The sequence below is a fragment of the Rhodopseudomonas rhenobacensis genome (assembly GCF_014203125.1).
GTDB classification, from domain to species: domain Bacteria; phylum Pseudomonadota; class Alphaproteobacteria; order Rhizobiales; family Xanthobacteraceae; genus Rhodopseudomonas_A; species Rhodopseudomonas_A rhenobacensis.
This window is the reverse complement of record NZ_JACHIH010000025.1, coordinates 64,671-81,330: the sequence shown is the minus strand read 5'-3', so window position 1 is coordinate 81,330 and position 16,660 is coordinate 64,671. Positions and strand designations below refer to the sequence as shown.

The following is a 16,660-nucleotide window of genomic DNA, read 5'->3' as shown; positions in this document are numbered from 1 at the left end:
GGTAACCTGCCTTGTGCGTACGAGTGCGGTCCAGCGACTGTTCGGTCGTGCGTGACAACGGCGATGGTCCCAGGCTCACCCACGGTTGTTGCCGGAGGGGTATCGGGCGTCATCGCCGCGCGCGGTGGCCGGTGGCCACCGGCCAACGCGCTAAGCCGCTTCCATCGCACATTTTGCTCAATGGGCAGATACAAGGGGGCGCTTCGGCATAACGCGGCGCCCCCTCACCCGGCGTGACAAGCCTTCGCTTGTCACGCCACCCTCTCCCCGCAAGCGGGGCGAGGGAAGGCGCGCGGCGCCGCTGCTATTAATTTCGACGTTCGGCTGAGCGGAAACCGGATCATCCCCCGACCGGCAGCCGGGTTTCGACAATCCGCGCCAGCATGCTGGCGCCGATCGGCAGCAGCTGGTCGTCGAACACATAACCGGGATTGTGCAGCGGCACCGAGCCGTCCTGGCTGACCGTCGCAGTTACGCCGCGGCGGCGCGGCTCAGCACCCGCACCGGGATCGACTTCGCCGCCGGCACCTTGCTCTTTTCGGCGTGATGCCATAGCGGAATTAGCGGATTGCATTCCGGGTAGTACCCGCCGATGCAGCCTTCCGGAATATTGTAGGCCACCACGCGCAACCCGCCGACCTCGCGCGCGACACCATCGTCGACCGCGGTCTGCAGCGTGATCACATCGCCCTCGCGCAGCTTGAAGCGGTCGATGTCGTTGCGATGCATCAGCACCACCTCGCGCGAGCCATAGATGCCGCGGAAACGGTCGTCGTAATTGTAGATCGTGGTGTTGAACTGGCCGTTGGTGCGCAGCGTGATCAGCTGCACCACGTCGCGGTCGCTGGCGGGAATCGCGATGTCGCTGGTCAGCGTCGTCGCGGTGATGAAATTCGCCTTGCCGGTCTTGGTCTCCCACGCGCGGTGCCGCGCGCCGAGCGGGCGGTGGAAGCCGCCGGGCTGCCACAGCCGGGCGTTGAAGTCGTGGAAAATCTTCGGGTAGGTCGCCGCGATGGCGTCGCGCACCTTGCTATAATCGGCGACCCAGTCGTCCCACGGCACTTTGCTGTCGACAAGCGTCGCTTTCGCCAGCTCGGCGACGATCTTCGGCTCTGATAGCAACTCGGCGCTGGCCGGTTCGATCTGGCCGCGCGAGCCGTGCATGAAGCCGACGCTGTCCTCGATCGACACCGCCTGCGGACCGCTGGCCTGATTGTCGATCTCGATGCGGCCGAGGCACGGCAGGATGAACGACACCTCGCCATGCACCAGCGCGGTGCGGTTCAATTTGGTGATGATCTGCACGGTGAGCCGGAGCTTGCGCCACGCCGGCGTCACCAGCCGATGCTCCGGCACCGCGCGCACCAGATTGCCGCCGAGCGAGATCACCGCGCGGACGCTGCCGTCGATCACGCCTTCGCAGGTCTCGACGGTGTTGAGGCCCTTCTTTGGCGGCACCTCGATATCGAACAAGGCCTTGATCTTGTCGGCCGGCACCATCTCCGGCTTCTCGGTGACGCCGACGGTGCGCTGGCCCTGCACGTTGGAATGGCCGCGCACTGGACAAATCCCGGCGCCGGGGCGTCCGATATTGCCGCGCAGCAGCGCCAGATTGACCAGCGTCTGCACCGTCTCGACGCCCATCTTGTGCTGCGTCAGTCCCATGCCGTAGACGAAGATCACCGATTTGGCGTGCGCATAGACCGTGGCGGCGGCTTCCAGCGCGGTGCGGCTCAGTCCCGCGTGGCGCTCGATGTCGGGCCAGTTGGCGGCCCGCGCCGCGGCGGCGAAGTCGTCGAAGCCGTGGGTGTGCTCGCGGATGAAATCGTGGTCGAGCACCGCGGTGCCGCCCGAAGCCGAGGCGTCGTCGTCGAGCGCGAACAGCACCTTGGCGATGCCGAGCATCGCCGCGGTGTCGCCGCCGGCCTTGACCTGATGATACTGCGAACTGATCGGCGTCGGCTCGCTGATCAGCATCTCGGCGGGCGATTGCGGATTGGCAAATTCCACCAGCCCGCGCTCGCGCAACGGATTGAAGGTGACGATCGGCACGCCGCGCTTGGCTGCGTCCTGCAGCTGATGCAGCATGCGCGGGCTCGAGGTGCCGACGTTCTGGCCGAAGAAGAAGATGCAATCGGTGGTTTTGAAATCGTCGAGCGTGCAGGTGCCGACCGGCACGCCGATGCTTTCCGGCAGCGCCACCGAGGTGGTCTCGTGGCACATGTTGGAGCTGTCCGGCAGGTTGTTGTTGCCGTAGGCCCGCGCCAGCAGCGAATACATGAAGGCGGTTTCCAGCGAGGCGCGGCCGGAGGCGTAGAACACCGCGCTGTCGGGCTGCATCGCCTTCAGCTCGCGGCCGATCTCCGCGAAGGCGTCGTCCCAACTCACGGGGAGATATTTATCGCTCGCGGCATCCCACCGTAGCGGATGGGTGAGCCGCCCGGCGTCCTCGAGCTGGTGATCGTCCCACGCCTCGAGCTCGGTCACGGTGCGCTCGGCGAAGAACGCCGGCGTCACCCGCTTGCTGGTGACTTCCCAGGTGGTGGCCTTGGCGCCGTTCTCGCAGAATTCGAACACCCGCGGGTCGGCCGGCTTGGCCCAGGCGCAGCTGACGCACATGAAGCCGTCGTTCTTGTTCTGCTGCAGCAGCAATTCCGGGCCAGTGAACGGCACGCGGTCGCGCGCGATACTTTTCGCCACCGAGCGCAGCGAGCCCCAGCCGCCGGCCGGTTCTTCGTTCGGTTCGACCACCAGATCCGGTCCGAATTCGCGCTTCGATGCCATGCTGTGCACTCCGATCGCCCGGCGCGACGCAACGTCGCGGCTAGGCAATGACCGGAGTGGAATGTTGGCTCGGCGCGAAGGTTCCGCCGATGACCAAGCAGTGATCAATGAGTCAAATGAGGTGTCGTCAAATGAGGTGTCGTCAAATGAGGTGTCGTGTCCCGGACGCGGTGCAGCGCTCTGCGCTGCGCCGTGAGCCGGGACCGTTCCGAGCGTCGCGTTCCGTAACGGCCCCGGCTCTGCAGCGCACCACGCCGCAAGCGCGGCGTGCTGCGCTGCGTCCGGGCACGCTCAGGTTCTGCTCAGCCCTTCTCGACCTCGCCGCCGGCGTCGATCCAGCCTTTGAAGCCGCCGAGGTTGCGCACGGTGCCGTAGCCCATCTCCTTCAGCGACTTGCCGACCAACGCCGAGCGGCCGCCGGAGGCGCAATAGGTCACCACGGTCTTGGCGCGGTCGAAGGCGGCGTCGTGCAGCGGCGAGGTGGGATCGGCACGAAACTCCACCAGCCCGCGCGGCACCGCCAGCGCACCCGGCACCTTGCCGGAGGCTGCCACTTCGCCGGGCTCGCGGACATCGAGGAACAGCACGTCCGGCCGCCCGAGCAGCGTCTTGGCTTCGTCCGGGCTGATCCGCGGGATCTCGGCGTCGGCCTCGGCGACCATCATTTGTACCGTCTTCATCGGGGTCTCCATCTGCGGAAAGGGTGCGGCGATCTAAGCGCCAAAGAGGAAATTCTTGCAATCGAAAGCGGCTTGAGAGCAAGGCTTTGCATTAGTTACCAAGGCGAGAGAATAATCCACTCCGGTAGTGTGGTGTGGAGCGACCGCCGACGACGGAAAGATGCAGCGCCAATGACTCTCAGCCTTCCCCTCTTGGCAGCCACGCTGGCGGCGAGTGCCGCAACGCTATGGGGCGCGCATCGGCTGGCGCGTCACGCGCTGCTGCGCGGCTTGCGCGCGCCGCGGCTGCCGCATGAGCACGGCCCTGCGGATTACGGCTTGCCGGCGGCGTGCGTCAGCGAAGTCCGGATTGCCGGGCCGGGCGGCCGCTCGCTGTTCGGCTGGCTGGTGGAGCCGCCGCCGGCCGCCGCGCGGCCGGCGCCGGCGGTGCTGGTGATGCACGGCTGGGGCTCCAACGCCGCGCAGATGTGGCCGGTGGTGCCGCCGCTGCATGCCGCGGGCTACGCGGTGCTGCTGATCGACGCCCGCTGCCACGGCCGCAGCGACGACGAGACTTTCACCTCGATGCCGCGCTTTGCCGAGGATATCGCCGCCGGTCTCGCCTGGCTGCGCGCGCGGCCGGGGATCGCGCCGGACCGCCTCGCGCTGCTCGGCCATTCGGTCGGCGCCGCCGCGACGCTGCTGCACGCCGCGCGCTGCCACGACGTGCGCGCGGTGGTCAGCCTGTCGGCCTTCGCGCATCCGCGCGAGGTGATGCAGCGCTGGATGGCCGAGCATCGCATCCCCGTTCCGGTGATCGGCTGGTACGTGCTGCGCCACGTGCAGCAGGTGATCGGCGCGCGGTTCGACGACATCGCGCCGCTCGCCACCATCGCCGCCGTGCGATGCCCGGTGCTGCTGGTGCACGGCCGTGACGACGCCACCGTGCCGTTTTCCGATGCGCAGCGGCTGGCCGCGGCATCGCCGGACGCACGGCTGTTGCCGGTCGATGGCGACCACGATCTGCGCGAGGCGCTCGCGCCCTATGCGGGCGAGCTGCTGGCCTTTCTCGACGCCGCCTGCCGCGCACCGGACCGGCGGCGCGCCGGCACAGCCCGTTTCAGCTGAGCGCGCGCAAGCCTGCGCTAATCAAAAGGCCCGACGGCATCGCTGCCATCGGGCCTGTGGTCGTCGTGGGGTCCTGGTATCCCGCGTTACGCTCAGTCGAACGGCTTCGGCGGCGTGGTCTTGTCGGTCGACGGCGGCAGGATCGGCAGCTTGAAGTCCGGCTGATCGCCGGTCAGCGTCTTCAGGAAGGCGACGATCTTGCTGTTCTCCTCGGGGGTGAAGGTCTTGCCGAGCTGGATCCGGCCCATGGTCTCGACCGCCTCGGTCAAGGTCGCGGCTTCGCCGTCGTGGAAGTAGGGATAGGTGAGTTCGACGTTGCGCAAGGTCGGCACCTTGAAATTGAAGCGGTCGGCTTCCGCCTTGGTCACCGCGATGCGGCCCTGCGCCAGGTTGGTGGTCTTGTAGGGAGCCATCACGCCCATCTTCTGGAAGGTGTTGCCGCCGACCGCCGAGCCGTTGTGGCAGGCGGTGCAGCCGGACTCCTTGAACAGCTCGTAGCCCGCGAGTTCGGTCGGGGTCAGCGCCTTCTTGTCGCCCTTCAGCCATTTGTCGAACCGCGAATTCGGCGTGACCAGGGTTTCCTCGAACGCCGCGATCGCCTTGGTGACTTCTTCGATCGTCACCTTGTCGTTGCCGAACACCGATTTGAACTCGCCGACATAACCCGGGATCGATTGCAGCGTCGCCACCGCCAATTCGTGGGTCGAGGCCATCTCGCCGGGATTGGCGATCGGACCGCCGGCCTGGTCGCGCAGCGTCAGCGCCCGGCCGTCCCAGAACTGCGCGACGTTGAGGCTCGAGTTCAGCACCGTCGGCGAGTTGATCGGGCCTTTCTGCCAGTTGTGGCCGATCGAGCTCTTCAGGTTGTCGGAGCCGCCCATCGACAGGTTGTGGCAGGAATTGCAGGAGATGAAGCCGGACAGCGACAGCCGAGGATCGAAGAACAGTTTCTTGCCGAGTTCGACCAGCTTGGCGTCTTTGACGACCGCCGCCGGCAACGGCTGGATCGGCTCGTCGGCCGGTGCGGCCCATAGTGGCGTCGAGATACAGAGCGTCGTCGCGAGCAGCAGCGCTTTAGAAATTCTCATGAGAGCCCCCGGTGATGCGGGCGGCCACCCCCAGCCCAGGAGCGTAGACCAGCCGCTTTTGCTAACTACTCGTATTCTAACAGAGCGGCGTTCACCGCGAATTGATAGGGGTCAATTTTAATGAGACTGATGTGCAACTAACGCGGGAGACGGAGGCGTGCGGCGGCTATAAGGTACCGCTGGAAGCGGCGCGATCAGTCGGGAGCATAACTGCATAGCTGCAGTGTCATTGCGAGCCGAGGACGACGCGCAGCGCCGGCCGAACAGCGAAGCAATCCAGGGGCTTCTTGCGTGGCCTGGATTGCTTCGTCGCAAGAGATCCTCGCAATGACGAACTCAAGCGCCCCGGCTTCCGGTTCCGTCCCGGCAGCCCGACAATCCTGGTGCCGATGAAAATTGCGACCTTCAACATCAACAATGTCAACCGCCGGCTGCCCAACCTGCTGCGCTGGCTGAAGCAGGTGAAGCCCGACATCGTCTGCCTGCAGGAATTGAAATGCAGCGACGCCGAGTTTCCGGCGCAGGCGATCGAAGGCGCCGGCTATCACGCGGTGTGGCAGGGCGAGAAGACCTGGAACGGGGTGGCGATCCTGTCGCGCCGCGCCGCGCCGATCGTGACGCAGCGGCGGTTGCCCGGCGATCGCAAAGACGTGCAGAGCCGCTACATCGAAGCGGCGATCGACGGCATTCTGGTCGGCTGCCTGTATCTGCCGAACGGCAATCCGCAGCCGGGTCCGAAATTCGACTACAAGCTGGCCTGGTTCAAGCGGCTCAACGCTCACGCGCGCAAATTGCTGCAGCAGGACATTCCTATCGTGCTGGCCGGCGATTTCAACGTCGCGCCGACCGAGCTCGACATCTATCCGACCAAGTCGTGGAACGACGATGCGCTGGTACAGCCGGCGAGCCGCGCGGCGTTTGCCAAGCTGGTCAAGCAGGGCTGGACCGACGCGCTGCGCGAGCTGCATCCCGACCAGAGGATCTACACGTTCTGGCATTACATGCGGCAGCGCTACGAGCGCGACGCCGGGCTGCGGCTCGACCATCTGCTGCTCAGCCCGCAACTCGCGCCGCGGCTGCGCGACGCCGGGGTCGATCGCGCGGTGCGCGGCCAGCAAGGCGCCAGCGACCACGCGCCGACCTGGATCAAGGTGAAGTAAGCGGGGGATGCGTCGCGGCCGTTGGCGAGGGACGGCGAGCGGGCGTCCATACCGGAGCATTCGCAGTGAGGATTACAGCGTCTGACCCGTATGTGGCAGTCATTCCGGATTGCGAGTTCGAAGAACGAGCAAGTCCGGAATCCAGTATCCCAGGCCGGTGAGTACTGGATCCCGGGTTCACTCGCGGCTTACGCCGCTCGCGCCCCGGGATGACACTCTCGAACTAATTGCGAAGCGCATCAATCCACTATGCACATGCGCCAGCCATACTAATGCAGTGTCTTCTCCAGCTTCTCCGCGGCGCGGAAATCCGCCATGTGATCCAGATTCGGACCGCAGGCGGCTTCCTTGCTGAGCAGATGATAGATCCGCGCGATCACGCGCTGCAGCCGCTTGCTGCGGCCGAACGGCATCGCCCGCGCGCGGCAGATGGCGCGGCGTGCATAGGCCCGGAAATAATCCACAGCGTCCGACATGGATTTCCTAACGCCGACGCCGCCGCAAAGGTTCACGCTGCGGCGGCGGAGGTTTTGCGCCCGACGCTTAGCGCTTGCCGGACTTCTTGCCGCGCTTCGCCGATGTTTTGGCGCTGGCTTTCTTGACGCTGGACGTCTTGCCCGCCGACTTGCCGACTTTCTTGCTCGCCGCCTTAGCGGTCTTGGAAGCCTTGCCGGCTTTCTTGCCGGCTTTGGCGGTCTTTGCAGACTTGGCGGTCTTTGCAGACTTGGCGGTCTTCCCGATCTTGGCCTGCTTGCCGGCGGTCTTGCCGCGGCCGGTTTTCGCGGTCTGTTTGGCGGCTTTCTTCGCCGCCTTCTTCGCGGTCTTCGGCGCGGCCTGGGTCACCGCCTTGGTCACCGACTCGATCGCCTTGCCGGGGCGGGTCTTGCCGGCCGACTTGACGACGCGCTTCGCCGCCGTCTTGGCCGCCCCCTTCGCCAGCGCAGCGGCGCCGTCGATCACGATGTCGATCAGGTTGTCGACCAGCGGCTTCGGCTTCTCGGCGGTCGTCGTCTCTGCGGCGTCGGCTTCATCGGCCGACGGCGTGGTCTTCTCGGTGTCCATGGGACCTCCAACTAAGCAACAAGGTGTGATCAATCACATCGGAACAATTGCCATCCTTGCAGTTAGTTCCCGCTTGTTTCAGGCGGGCTGTTGGATGCCGGCGTCGACCAGGCGCCGCAGCTCCGGCAGGCAGGAGCCGCAATTGCTGCCGGCGCGTAGCCGCCGGCCGATCTGCTCGACCGTGGTGGCCTCGCCGCGCGCGAGCGCCGCGCGGATCGTGTTCAGCCCGACGCCGAAGCAGGCGCAGACCATCGGCCCGGCATCGATGAGGCCGGCGACGGATTTGCCCGACAGCACCGCGCGGCGCTGCGCGGCATCGAGCAAATCCTCTGCAAACAGCGCCTTCACCGCATCCCATTGCGGTGCGACCGCTGCCGGCCCGATGAAAAGGCAGCCGATCAGCCGGCCGTCGAGGAATGCGGCGGCGCGATACAGCCCGGCGGGCTCGTCGACATATTCGGCGAGTTCGGCGGTGCCGAACATCTCCAGCGCCCGCGCGCGCCACGCCGCCGGCGCGTCGTTGCTGGCGAACAGCAGGCCATGGCCGTTCTGCAGCGTGACGCGCGACCACCAGCTTTCGGAGGGCAGCGTCAACGGCGTTCGAGTGAGCGCGAAGCCGCGCGTGCCGAACACGACCGGCGCGATCGCAGCCGGCGTCGCCTTGGCCTCGGGCTGTCCGGAAAGTGGATCGGTGATCGCCGCCACCAGATCGCCGACCCGCGCGGAGGACGCGGCGGCATCGCTCCAATGGATCGGAGCGAATAGCGAGCCCGGCCGCTGACCGTCGCTGACGACGACCTTCAAGATGACGCTGCCATGGGCCGTCGTCACCCGGGCGAGACCGCCGTCGACCAGCCCCAGGTTTGCCACATCATTTTTGTGCAGCTCGACGAACGGCTCCGGGCGGTGCGCGGCGAGCCGCGGGCTGAGCCCTGAGCGGGTCATGCTGTGCCACTGGTCGCGCACCCGCCCGGTGTTAAGCCGGAACGGAAATTCCGCCGATAGGGCTTCGTGCGGGCTGGGCTTTTCCGGCGCGATCAATAGCGCCCGGCGATCCGCGGTGAAGAATCCGCCCTCCGCAAACAACCGCGGCTCGCCAATCGCTTCGCCCGCGCGCGCTGGCCATTGCACCGGCTCCATCGCATTGAAAGCTTCATCACTCAGCGCCGCCAACGCGCCGATATCAAAGGCGCGGTCGCCGTCGTTCTCGAACGCCGAGAGCGCGGCGTGCTCCCGAAAAATCTCCGCGGCGGATTGATAGTTGAATGGGTGCGAAAAGCCCATGCGCAGCGCCACTTGCGCGACGATCCACCAGTCCGGCCGGGCTTCGCCGGGCAGCGGCAGGAAGGCGCGCTGCCGCGAGATTCTGCGCTCCGAATTGGTGACGGTGCCGTCCTTCTCGCCCCACGCCGCGGCCGGCAGCAGCACATGCGGCTTTGCATCGAGCGTGTCGTTGCCGGCGACGTTCTCCGAAATAACTAACAGCTCGAGCTGGCGCAACGCCTCGCGCATCGTGCCGGCGCGCGGCAGCGACACCGCGGGATTGGTCGCCATCACCCACAGCGCCTTGATCTCGCCGCGCGCGATCGCCTCGAACAGCTGCACCGCCTTCAGCCCGTCGCGCTGCGCCATCTGCGACGCGCGCCAGAACCGGCCGACGCGGTCGATGTTGTCCGGCGTAAAATCCATCTGCGCCGCGAGCTGATTGGCGAGCCCGCCGACCTCGCGGCCGCCCATCGCGTTGGGTTGCCCTGTCAGCGAAAACGGCCCCATGCCCGGCTTGCCGATCCGTCCGGTGGCGAGATGGCAGTTGATGATGGCATTGACCTTGTCGGTGCCCTGCGCCGATTGGTTGACCCCCTGCGAGAAACAGGTGACCACTTTCGGCGTGTTGCGAAACAGCGCGAAGAATATCTCCACATCGGATTCGGCAAGCCCGGCAGCGCGCGCGGTCGCGGCGATGTCGGGGGCGATCTCGCGCGCCCGCACCAAAGCTTCGGTGAGGTTCGCGGTGTGCGCGTCGATATAGCCGTAGTCGAGCGCCAGCGTGTCGGCGAGGTGCACCAACAGGCCGCTGAACAACGCGACATCCATGCCGGGGGCGAGCCCAAGAAACAGATCGTCGGCCTCGACGCTCTCGGTGCGGCGCGGATCGATCACCACGATCTTGGTGCCGCGGGCGCGCTTGTTGGCGAGCATCCGCTGATACAGCACCGGATGGCACCAGGCTGCGTTGGAGCCGACCAGCACGACCAGGTCGGCCTCGTCGAGATCGGCGTAGCTACCCGGCACCACGTCGGCGCCGAAGGCGCGGCGATGCCCGGCGACCGAAGACGCCATGCAGAGCCGCGAATTGGTGTCGACATTGGCCGAGCCGATGAAGCCCTTCATCAGCTTGTTGGCGACGTAGTAATCCTCGGTCAGCAATTGCCCGGAGAGATAGAACGCCACCGAATCCGGCCCATGCTCGGCAATCACCCGCGCAAAACCGTCGGCGACCGCGCCGAGCGCCACGTCCCACGACGCGCGCTTCAATGCGCCGTCGTCGTCGCGTAGCATCGGATGAAGCAAACGTGTTTCAAGGCCCAACGTTTCGCCGAGCGCCGAGCCCTTCGAGCACAGCCGGCCGAAATTCGCCGGATGCGCGGGATCTCCAGCGATCGATGCACCGCCGCGGCCATCGGGACTGGCAAGGATGCCGCAGCCGACGCCGCAATAGGCGCAGGTGGTTTTCACCGCGAGCGGATGCGGGGGCAGCGCGTTCATCAATAGACGTCCTGCTGATAGCGGCCGGCCTTCTTCAGCTCGCCGACGAAGGCGGTGGCCTCCGCCGCCGTCCGCGCGCCGTGCTGCGCCACGATATCGACCAGCGCCAGCTCGACGTCCTTGGCCATCCGCTTGGCGTCGCCGCACACGTAGAGGATTGCGCCGTCGGCCAGCCACGCCCACAGCTCGCGGCCGACCTCGCGCATGCGGTCCTGCACGTAGATCTTCTGATCGCCGTCGCGCGACCACGCCAGCGTCAGCCGCGTCAGCAGCCCCGACGTCTTCATCGCCTTGAATTCGTCGTCGTAGAAGAAATCACAATGCGAGCGTTGATGGCCGAAGAACAGCCAGTTGCGGCCCGGCGCATGGATCGCCTGACGCTCGTGCAGGAAGGCGCGGAAGGGTGCTACGCCAGTGCCGGGGCCGATCATGATGATCGGCACGTTGGGATCGGCGGGCAGCGCAAAGTTGTGCGCCTTCTGCAGATAGACCCGCACCGCATCGCCGGGCTTGAAGCGTTCGGCAAGACAAGTGGAGGCGACGCCGAGCCGCTGCCGCTTGCCGATGATGTAGCGCACCGTATCGACGGTGAGCGAGAGCCGGCCGGGCGTAGCCTTCGGCGACGACGAGATCGAATACAGTCGCGGCTGCAACGGATCGAGCGCCTCGATGAAGGCTTCCGGATCCGGGCGGATGCCGGCGAATTTTTCGATCGCGGCTAATACGTCGAGCGTCGCGGCGTCGCCGTGCGGGTCTTCGCCATTGGCGAGCGCACGGGCCAGCTTCCGGCGTTCGCCGCCGCTGATGTAGGAAAAAAGTTGAAATAGCATGTCGGGCGCCGGCGCCAGCGACACGCCGTCGTGCAGCACGTCGCGCAAGGCGCGGCCGCCGATCGGGAAATCTGCCGGCGCGCCGAGCGCCTTGATCACCGCATCGACCAATGCCGGATCGTTGGTCGGAAACACGCCGAAGGAATCGCCGACGGCGTAGTCGAGCCCGCACGACGCGAGATCGAATTCAACGTGCCAGGTTTCCTTCTCCGAGCCAACTTTGTTGAGCTTGCGGCACGACAGCACGGTGGCGGTCGCCGGATTGTCGCGCGAATAGCCGGGCGCGGGCAGCGTGGCGGGTGTGGCTTCAGCGGCGGCCGGCGTCGAAGCTGCCGGCGGCGCGGCGCCGAGTTGCTCGGCCAGCGCCTTCACCATCCGGGAGGTCTCCTTACCGCCCGGCACGCAGAGGTTCAGCCGCGTCTCCTTGCCGGCGAAGATCGCGCCCGAGTAATTCTTGCAGTCATAGCCGCATTGCCCGCAATCCTGCTGCGCCATCGCCGCCATCAGCTTCCAGCGCAGCGGCTTGTCCTCCGCGCTCTTCATCCGATCGGCGAGCGGCAGGCTCTGATCGTGCCACGGCGCGCCGCCATCGTCGTCCGCGGCGGGCGCCGTCGCACCTCCGCCGATCAGCGCAGCCGCCTGCTCGGACGAGAGCGGCGTGACGCCTGCGCTATCCAACGACACCAAGCCGGCGAAGAAGCCGTTCAGCCAGGCGCGCTGCTCGTCGGAGAACGGCGCGGTCTCCGGCACCAGCGACGGGATCGGCAAGGGCGTGGTCTGGTTCATGCGGGGACCTCGAGCGCGAAGATCTGTTGCAAGGTTGCGATCTCATGACGGCGCGCGAAGTCGAGGAAGCTCTCGTTCGTCGCGGCGCGGTGCGTCAGATAGCCGTGCAGCATCTGCTCGATGACCCGCGGCGCGTCGCCCGCCTTGACGTCGCGAAAGAGTTCGCGGCCGATCGCGGCGTCGGGGCCGAAGCCGCCGCCGACATGGATATGATAACCTTCGACGGTGTCATCCTCGCTGATCGCGACCTTGCAGCCGATCAGCCCGATGTCGCCGATGTAATGCTGCGCGCAGCTGTTGTGGCAGCCGGTGAGGTGGATGTTGACCGGACTGTCGAGCGCGACGCGCGGCTCGCACCACGCTGCGATCGCCTCGGAATCTTCCTTGGTGTGCGCGGCGGCAAACCGGCAGCCGGTGGCGCCGGTGCAGGATATCAATCCGGCGCGGATTGCGCTGGCCGCGGTGGCGAGGCCGAGCGCGTCGATCGCCGCCCGCGCCGCCGCGACGTCGGCGTCCGCCACGCCGGAAATCAGCAGGTTCTGCCACACCGTGAGCCGGATATCGCCGTCGCCGAATGTTTGCGCGACGGCGGCCAGCCCGCGTATCTGCGCGGTGGTGATCTTGCCGACCGGAAACACCACGCCGATCCAGTTCAGCCCGGGCTGCTTCTGCCGGTGTACGCCGATATGCGCGGCGCGATCGAACGCCGGCCGCGGCGCCAGCGCGTCCGCCGGCACCCGCGTCAGCGGCTGACCGAGCAGCTTCTCGACCTCGGCGAGAAACTTCTCGAAGCCCCAGGCGTCGAGCAAATACTTCAACCGCGCCTTGCCGCGGTCGGTGCGGTCGCCATGTGCGCTATAGACCCGCACGATCGCATCGGCGAGCCGCGTGGCGTCGTCCGTCTTGACGATCACCCCGGTGTCGCGGGCGAAATCCTGGTGGCCGGTGATGCCGCCGAGGGTGAGGCGAAACCAGATGCCCGGTTCGACGCCGAAGCCTTGTTTCACCTCGACCGCCTGGAAGCCGATGTCGTTGGTGTCTTCCAGCGTCGGAATGGCGCCGCCGCCCTCGAAGCCGACGTTGAATTTGCGCGGCAGGCCGATCAGCGCGCGGGTGTTCAGAATGTGGAAGTGCCAGTCCCGCGCATAGGCGCGGGTGTCGAGCAGTTCCTGCGGATCGATGCTGGCGGTGGCCGAGCCGGTGACGTTGCGGATGTTGTCGGCGCCGGCGCCGCGCGTCCACAATCCGAGGCTCTCGATGCCTTCGAGTACGGCGACGGCGCTCTTCGGTTCGATCTCGCGCAATTGCAGATTGGCGCGGGTGGTGACGTGGCAATAGGCGCCGGCGTGGCGATCGGCAAGATCGGCGAGGCCGGCGAATTGCCAGGCGGTGAGAATGCCGTTGGGAATCCGCAAGCGGCACATATACGACGTCTGCGTCGGCGCGACGTAGAACAGCCCGTAATAGCGCCAGCGGAAATTATCCGCGGGTTTTGGCGCGGCGTTGTTGCGGGCTTGGCTCTTCAGCCGCGCGTAAGCGTCGAACGGATGCTCGTCGCGCTTCCACTTTTCCTGATCGACCAGCTTGCCGCCCGCGGCCAGCGTGCGGTTCTGCGCCTCGAGATGGATCGCGTCGGGGCCGCTCGGTGCCGCCTCCGCGCTCGCAGGCTTGGCCCGCGCGCTGCGCGCCGCGGTGACGCCGGAGGCGAAGCCTTCGAGGTAGCGCTTCTGGTCGATGCTGAATTCGCTGCCCATCGCGCTCACGCCGCCAGATCGGAGGGGAGGGAGCGCTCGGCCAAGGCGCGGCCGAACATCATGTCGTCGCGGAAGGCCGCGATCGGCGCTCCGGAGCGGATCAAATCGAGATACCAAAGCCCGTCGGCGGTGTCGCCGAACAGCACCGCGCCGGTGAGGCGGCCGTTGGCGATCACCAGCTTGCGATAGTGATTGAGGCCCGGATCGGTCAGCACGATCTGTTCGCTGCCCGGCGCGCCGATGAAGTCGCCGGCCGAGAACACGTTGACGCCGGAGACCTTGAGATTGGTCGCCAGCACGCTGCCGGTGTAGGCGGCCTGCGCGCCGGCGAGATGCGCCGCGAGCACGGCGGCCTGCTGATAGGCCGGCTCCACAAGCCCGTAGCAGATGCCGCGATGCTCGGCGCATTCGCCGATTGCGTAGATGCCGGCCTTGCTGGTCTGCAACTGATCGTCGACCATGACGCCGCGGCCGATCGCGAGATCGGCGCTGCGCGCCAGCTCGACATTGGGGCGGATGCCGGCGGCGACCACCACCAGGTCGGCCTCGATCAGTTCGCCGTTGAAGAGTTCGACCGCTTCGATGCGGTCGCGACCGAGCAGCGCCTTGGTGTCGGCGTTGAGCCGGACTTTGATGCCGCGGTCTTGCAGCGCGGTCTGCAGCCGCATCGAGGCGCGCGGATCGAGCTGGCGCTCCATCAGCCGGTCCATCAGATGCACCACGGTGACTTCGGCGCCGGCTTTCGACAATCCGTAGGCGGCTTCCAGGCCGAGCAGGCCGCCGCCGATCACCACCGCCTTGCGACGGCCTTCCGCGGCGTGCGCGATCGCCGCGACGTCGGCGAGATCGCGGAAGGTCAGCACGCCCGGCAGATCCATGCCGGGGACGTTGAGCCGGATCGGCTTCGAGCCGGTGGCGAGTACTAATTTGCCGAACGGCAGCGTGGCGCCGCCGGCGAGTTTCACGCGGCGGATATCGGCGTCGATCGCAACCGCGCTGCGGCCATAGAGCAAGGTCACCCCGCGCTCGCGCCACCAGGTCGCGGATTTCAGCTCGGTCGCGGCGGGCGCGATCTCGCGTGCCAGCACTGAACTCAACAGCACGCGATTGTAGGCGAGGCGCGGCTCTTCGCCGACCACCGCGATGGCGTAGCGGCCGAGCGCGCGGCCCGTCAGTTCCTCGACCAGCCGCAGCGCGGCCATGCCGTTGCCGATGATGACGAGCGGCTCGCTCATGCGGCAACGCCGTAGGCTTCGGCGATCATGTAGCCGGACAGCGTCGCATAGGCGCTGCTCCAGGCGCTGGTGAGTTCCGGCGTCCAGGCGTCGCCGAGCCCCTGTTCGAGTGTCCACAACAGCGCGGCGCCGACGCAGGCGTAGTGCGCGGCCTCGACGCCATAGCCGACGTGGTGCTTGGCGAGCCGGCTCGCCGCCGGCAGCACGCTGTTGAGATCGGTGAGGCCCGCGACCACGACGGCCAATGTGCCGATCAGCTTCTTGCCCTGCTCGCGGATGTCGCCCTTGAACATCGGCTTCACCTCGGGGGCGATCTCGAACAGCCTGCCGTAGAACAGCGCCGCGGCCTGCTCCGAAATCGGCGCGACCTTGGCGAAGCTCTGCTGGACCTGCGTGATCTCGTGTGGGGTCATGGGTGTCTCCTGACGTTGGCGCTTGATCTTCCCTCTCCCCGCCTGCGGGGAGAGGGTGCTGAGCGGACGAAGTCCGCGAAGCGGGTGAGGGGGCCTCTCAATTCGGTCGAGCCTGTCGAACCGCCCCCTCACCCGCCCCGGCTTCGCTGCGCTTCGCCGGGCCGACCTCTCCCCGCAAGCGGGGAGAGGTGAAGAACTACGCCGCCTCGATGAAGCGGTGGCGCTCGTACAAGAATTCCAGCACCCGCTGCCGGCATTTCAGGTAAGCCGCGTTGGTGGCGAGTTCGAGCCGTTTGCGCGGATGCGGCAGCGGCACCTCGAGCACTTCGCCGATCGTGGCGCTGGGGCCGTTGGTCATCATCACGATGCGATCCGAGAGCAGCACTGCCTCGTCGACGTCGTGGGTGATCATCAGGATGGTGTTGCCGAGCTTATGATGCAGCGCCATCACCGAATCCTGCAGATGCGCGCGGGTCAGCGCGTCGAGCGCGCCGAACGGCTCGTCGAGCAGCAGCACCTTCGGCTCCATCGCTAGCGCTCGGGCGATGCCGACGCGCTGCTTCATGCCGCCGGATATTTCAGAGGGCCGTTTGTCCTTGGCGTGCACCATCTGCACCAGGCTGAGATTGTGCAACGTCCAGGCGTCGCGCTCGGCGCGGCTCTTGGTCTTGGCGAACACCTTGTCGACGCCGAGCCTGACGTTCTGATACACCGTCAGCCACGGCAGCAGACTGTGGTTCTGAAACACCACGGCGCGGTCGGGCCCCGGCGAGTTGACCTCGTGGTCCTCAAGCAGCACGCCGCCCATCGTCGCAGTGGTCAGCCCGGCGACGATGTTGAGCAGGGTCGACTTGCCGCAGCCGGAATGGCCGATGATCGAGACGAATTCGCCGCGATCGATGGTCAACGTGATGTCCTTCAGCACCTCGGTGGAGGCGGCGCCGCGGCTGAACACTTTGTCGATGTGGTCGAGCTTGAGATAAGCGGACATGGCG

At 66.8% G+C, this 16,660-nt stretch carries 13 protein-coding genes and 1 pseudogene; 2 read left to right on the top strand and 12 right to left on the bottom strand.

What is annotated here, in order from left to right; all coding sequences use genetic code 11:
• Positions 1–340: 340 nt before the first annotated feature.
• The 3 genes and pseudogenes from HNR60_RS24495 to HNR60_RS17730 all read right to left on the bottom strand — a co-directional run.
• Positions 341–463, bottom strand: a pseudogene (locus HNR60_RS24495) (amidohydrolase); the annotation flags it as partial.
• An 8-nt stretch (positions 464–471) separates the two neighbouring features.
• On the bottom strand, positions 472–2,784 hold the full coding sequence (locus HNR60_RS17735; protein WP_184259961.1) for an FdhF/YdeP family oxidoreductase: 2,313 nt from the start codon (positions 2,782–2,784) through the stop codon (positions 472–474).
• Between the two features lie 302 nt (positions 2,785–3,086).
• Complete coding sequence (locus tag HNR60_RS17730) at positions 3,087–3,464, bottom strand: rhodanese-like domain-containing protein (protein ID WP_184259958.1); 378 nt, start codon at positions 3,462–3,464, stop codon at positions 3,087–3,089.
• Positions 3,465–3,635: 171 nt separating this feature from the next.
• Between HNR60_RS17730 and HNR60_RS17725 the strand changes: the two genes are divergently transcribed.
• Complete coding sequence (locus HNR60_RS17725) at positions 3,636–4,571, top strand: alpha/beta hydrolase (RefSeq protein ID WP_184259955.1); 936 nt, start codon at positions 3,636–3,638, stop codon at positions 4,569–4,571.
• Positions 4,572–4,663: 92 nt separating this feature from the next.
• Here HNR60_RS17725 and HNR60_RS17720 read toward each other — a convergent pair whose 3' ends face one another.
• A complete protein-coding gene (locus tag HNR60_RS17720; RefSeq protein ID WP_184259952.1) occupies positions 4,664–5,659 on the bottom strand; it encodes a cytochrome-c peroxidase in 996 nt (331 codons plus the stop codon).
• A gap of 389 nt (positions 5,660–6,048) precedes the next feature.
• Between HNR60_RS17720 and xth the strand changes: the two genes are divergently transcribed.
• Positions 6,049–6,819, top strand: a complete 771-nt coding sequence (gene xth / locus HNR60_RS17715) for an exodeoxyribonuclease III (RefSeq protein ID WP_184259985.1) — start codon at positions 6,049–6,051, stop codon at positions 6,817–6,819.
• Positions 6,820–7,088: 269 nt separating this feature from the next.
• Here the strand turns inward: xth and HNR60_RS17710 are convergent, their stop codons facing one another.
• The 8 genes from HNR60_RS17710 to HNR60_RS17675 form a co-directional block, all read right to left on the bottom strand.
• Entirely contained in the window at positions 7,089–7,295 is a 207-nt protein-coding gene (locus tag HNR60_RS17710) for a hypothetical protein (protein ID WP_184259949.1), read from the bottom strand.
• A 67-nt stretch (positions 7,296–7,362) separates the two neighbouring features.
• Positions 7,363–7,881, bottom strand: coding sequence for a hypothetical protein (locus tag HNR60_RS17705; RefSeq protein WP_184259946.1), 519 nt, complete (start codon positions 7,879–7,881; stop codon positions 7,363–7,365).
• A 78-nt stretch (positions 7,882–7,959) separates the two neighbouring features.
• Positions 7,960–10,647, bottom strand: a complete 2,688-nt coding sequence (locus tag HNR60_RS17700) for a nitrate reductase (RefSeq protein WP_184259943.1) — start codon at positions 10,645–10,647, stop codon at positions 7,960–7,962.
• Complete coding sequence (locus HNR60_RS17695; protein ID WP_184259940.1) at positions 10,647–12,263, bottom strand: sulfite reductase subunit alpha; 1,617 nt, start codon at positions 12,261–12,263, stop codon at positions 10,647–10,649. The genes HNR60_RS17700 and HNR60_RS17695 overlap by 1 nt, the downstream gene beginning before the upstream one ends.
• Complete coding sequence (locus HNR60_RS17690; protein WP_184259982.1) at positions 12,260–14,017, bottom strand: NirA family protein; 1,758 nt, start codon at positions 14,015–14,017, stop codon at positions 12,260–12,262. Before HNR60_RS17690 ends, HNR60_RS17695 begins: the two co-directional genes overlap by 4 nt.
• A 5-nt stretch (positions 14,018–14,022) precedes the next feature.
• Entirely contained in the window at positions 14,023–15,252 is a 1,230-nt protein-coding gene (locus HNR60_RS17685; protein ID WP_184259937.1) for an NAD(P)/FAD-dependent oxidoreductase, read from the bottom strand.
• Complete coding sequence (locus tag HNR60_RS17680; RefSeq protein WP_184259934.1) at positions 15,249–15,665, bottom strand: globin family protein; 417 nt, start codon at positions 15,663–15,665, stop codon at positions 15,249–15,251. Before HNR60_RS17680 ends, HNR60_RS17685 begins: the two co-directional genes overlap by 4 nt.
• A gap of 196 nt (positions 15,666–15,861) precedes the next feature.
• Positions 15,862–16,656: an ABC transporter ATP-binding protein gene (locus HNR60_RS17675; RefSeq protein WP_184259932.1), complete on the bottom strand. Its 795-nt coding sequence runs from the start codon at positions 16,654–16,656 to the stop codon at positions 15,862–15,864.
• Positions 16,657–16,660: the final 4 nt, after the last annotated feature.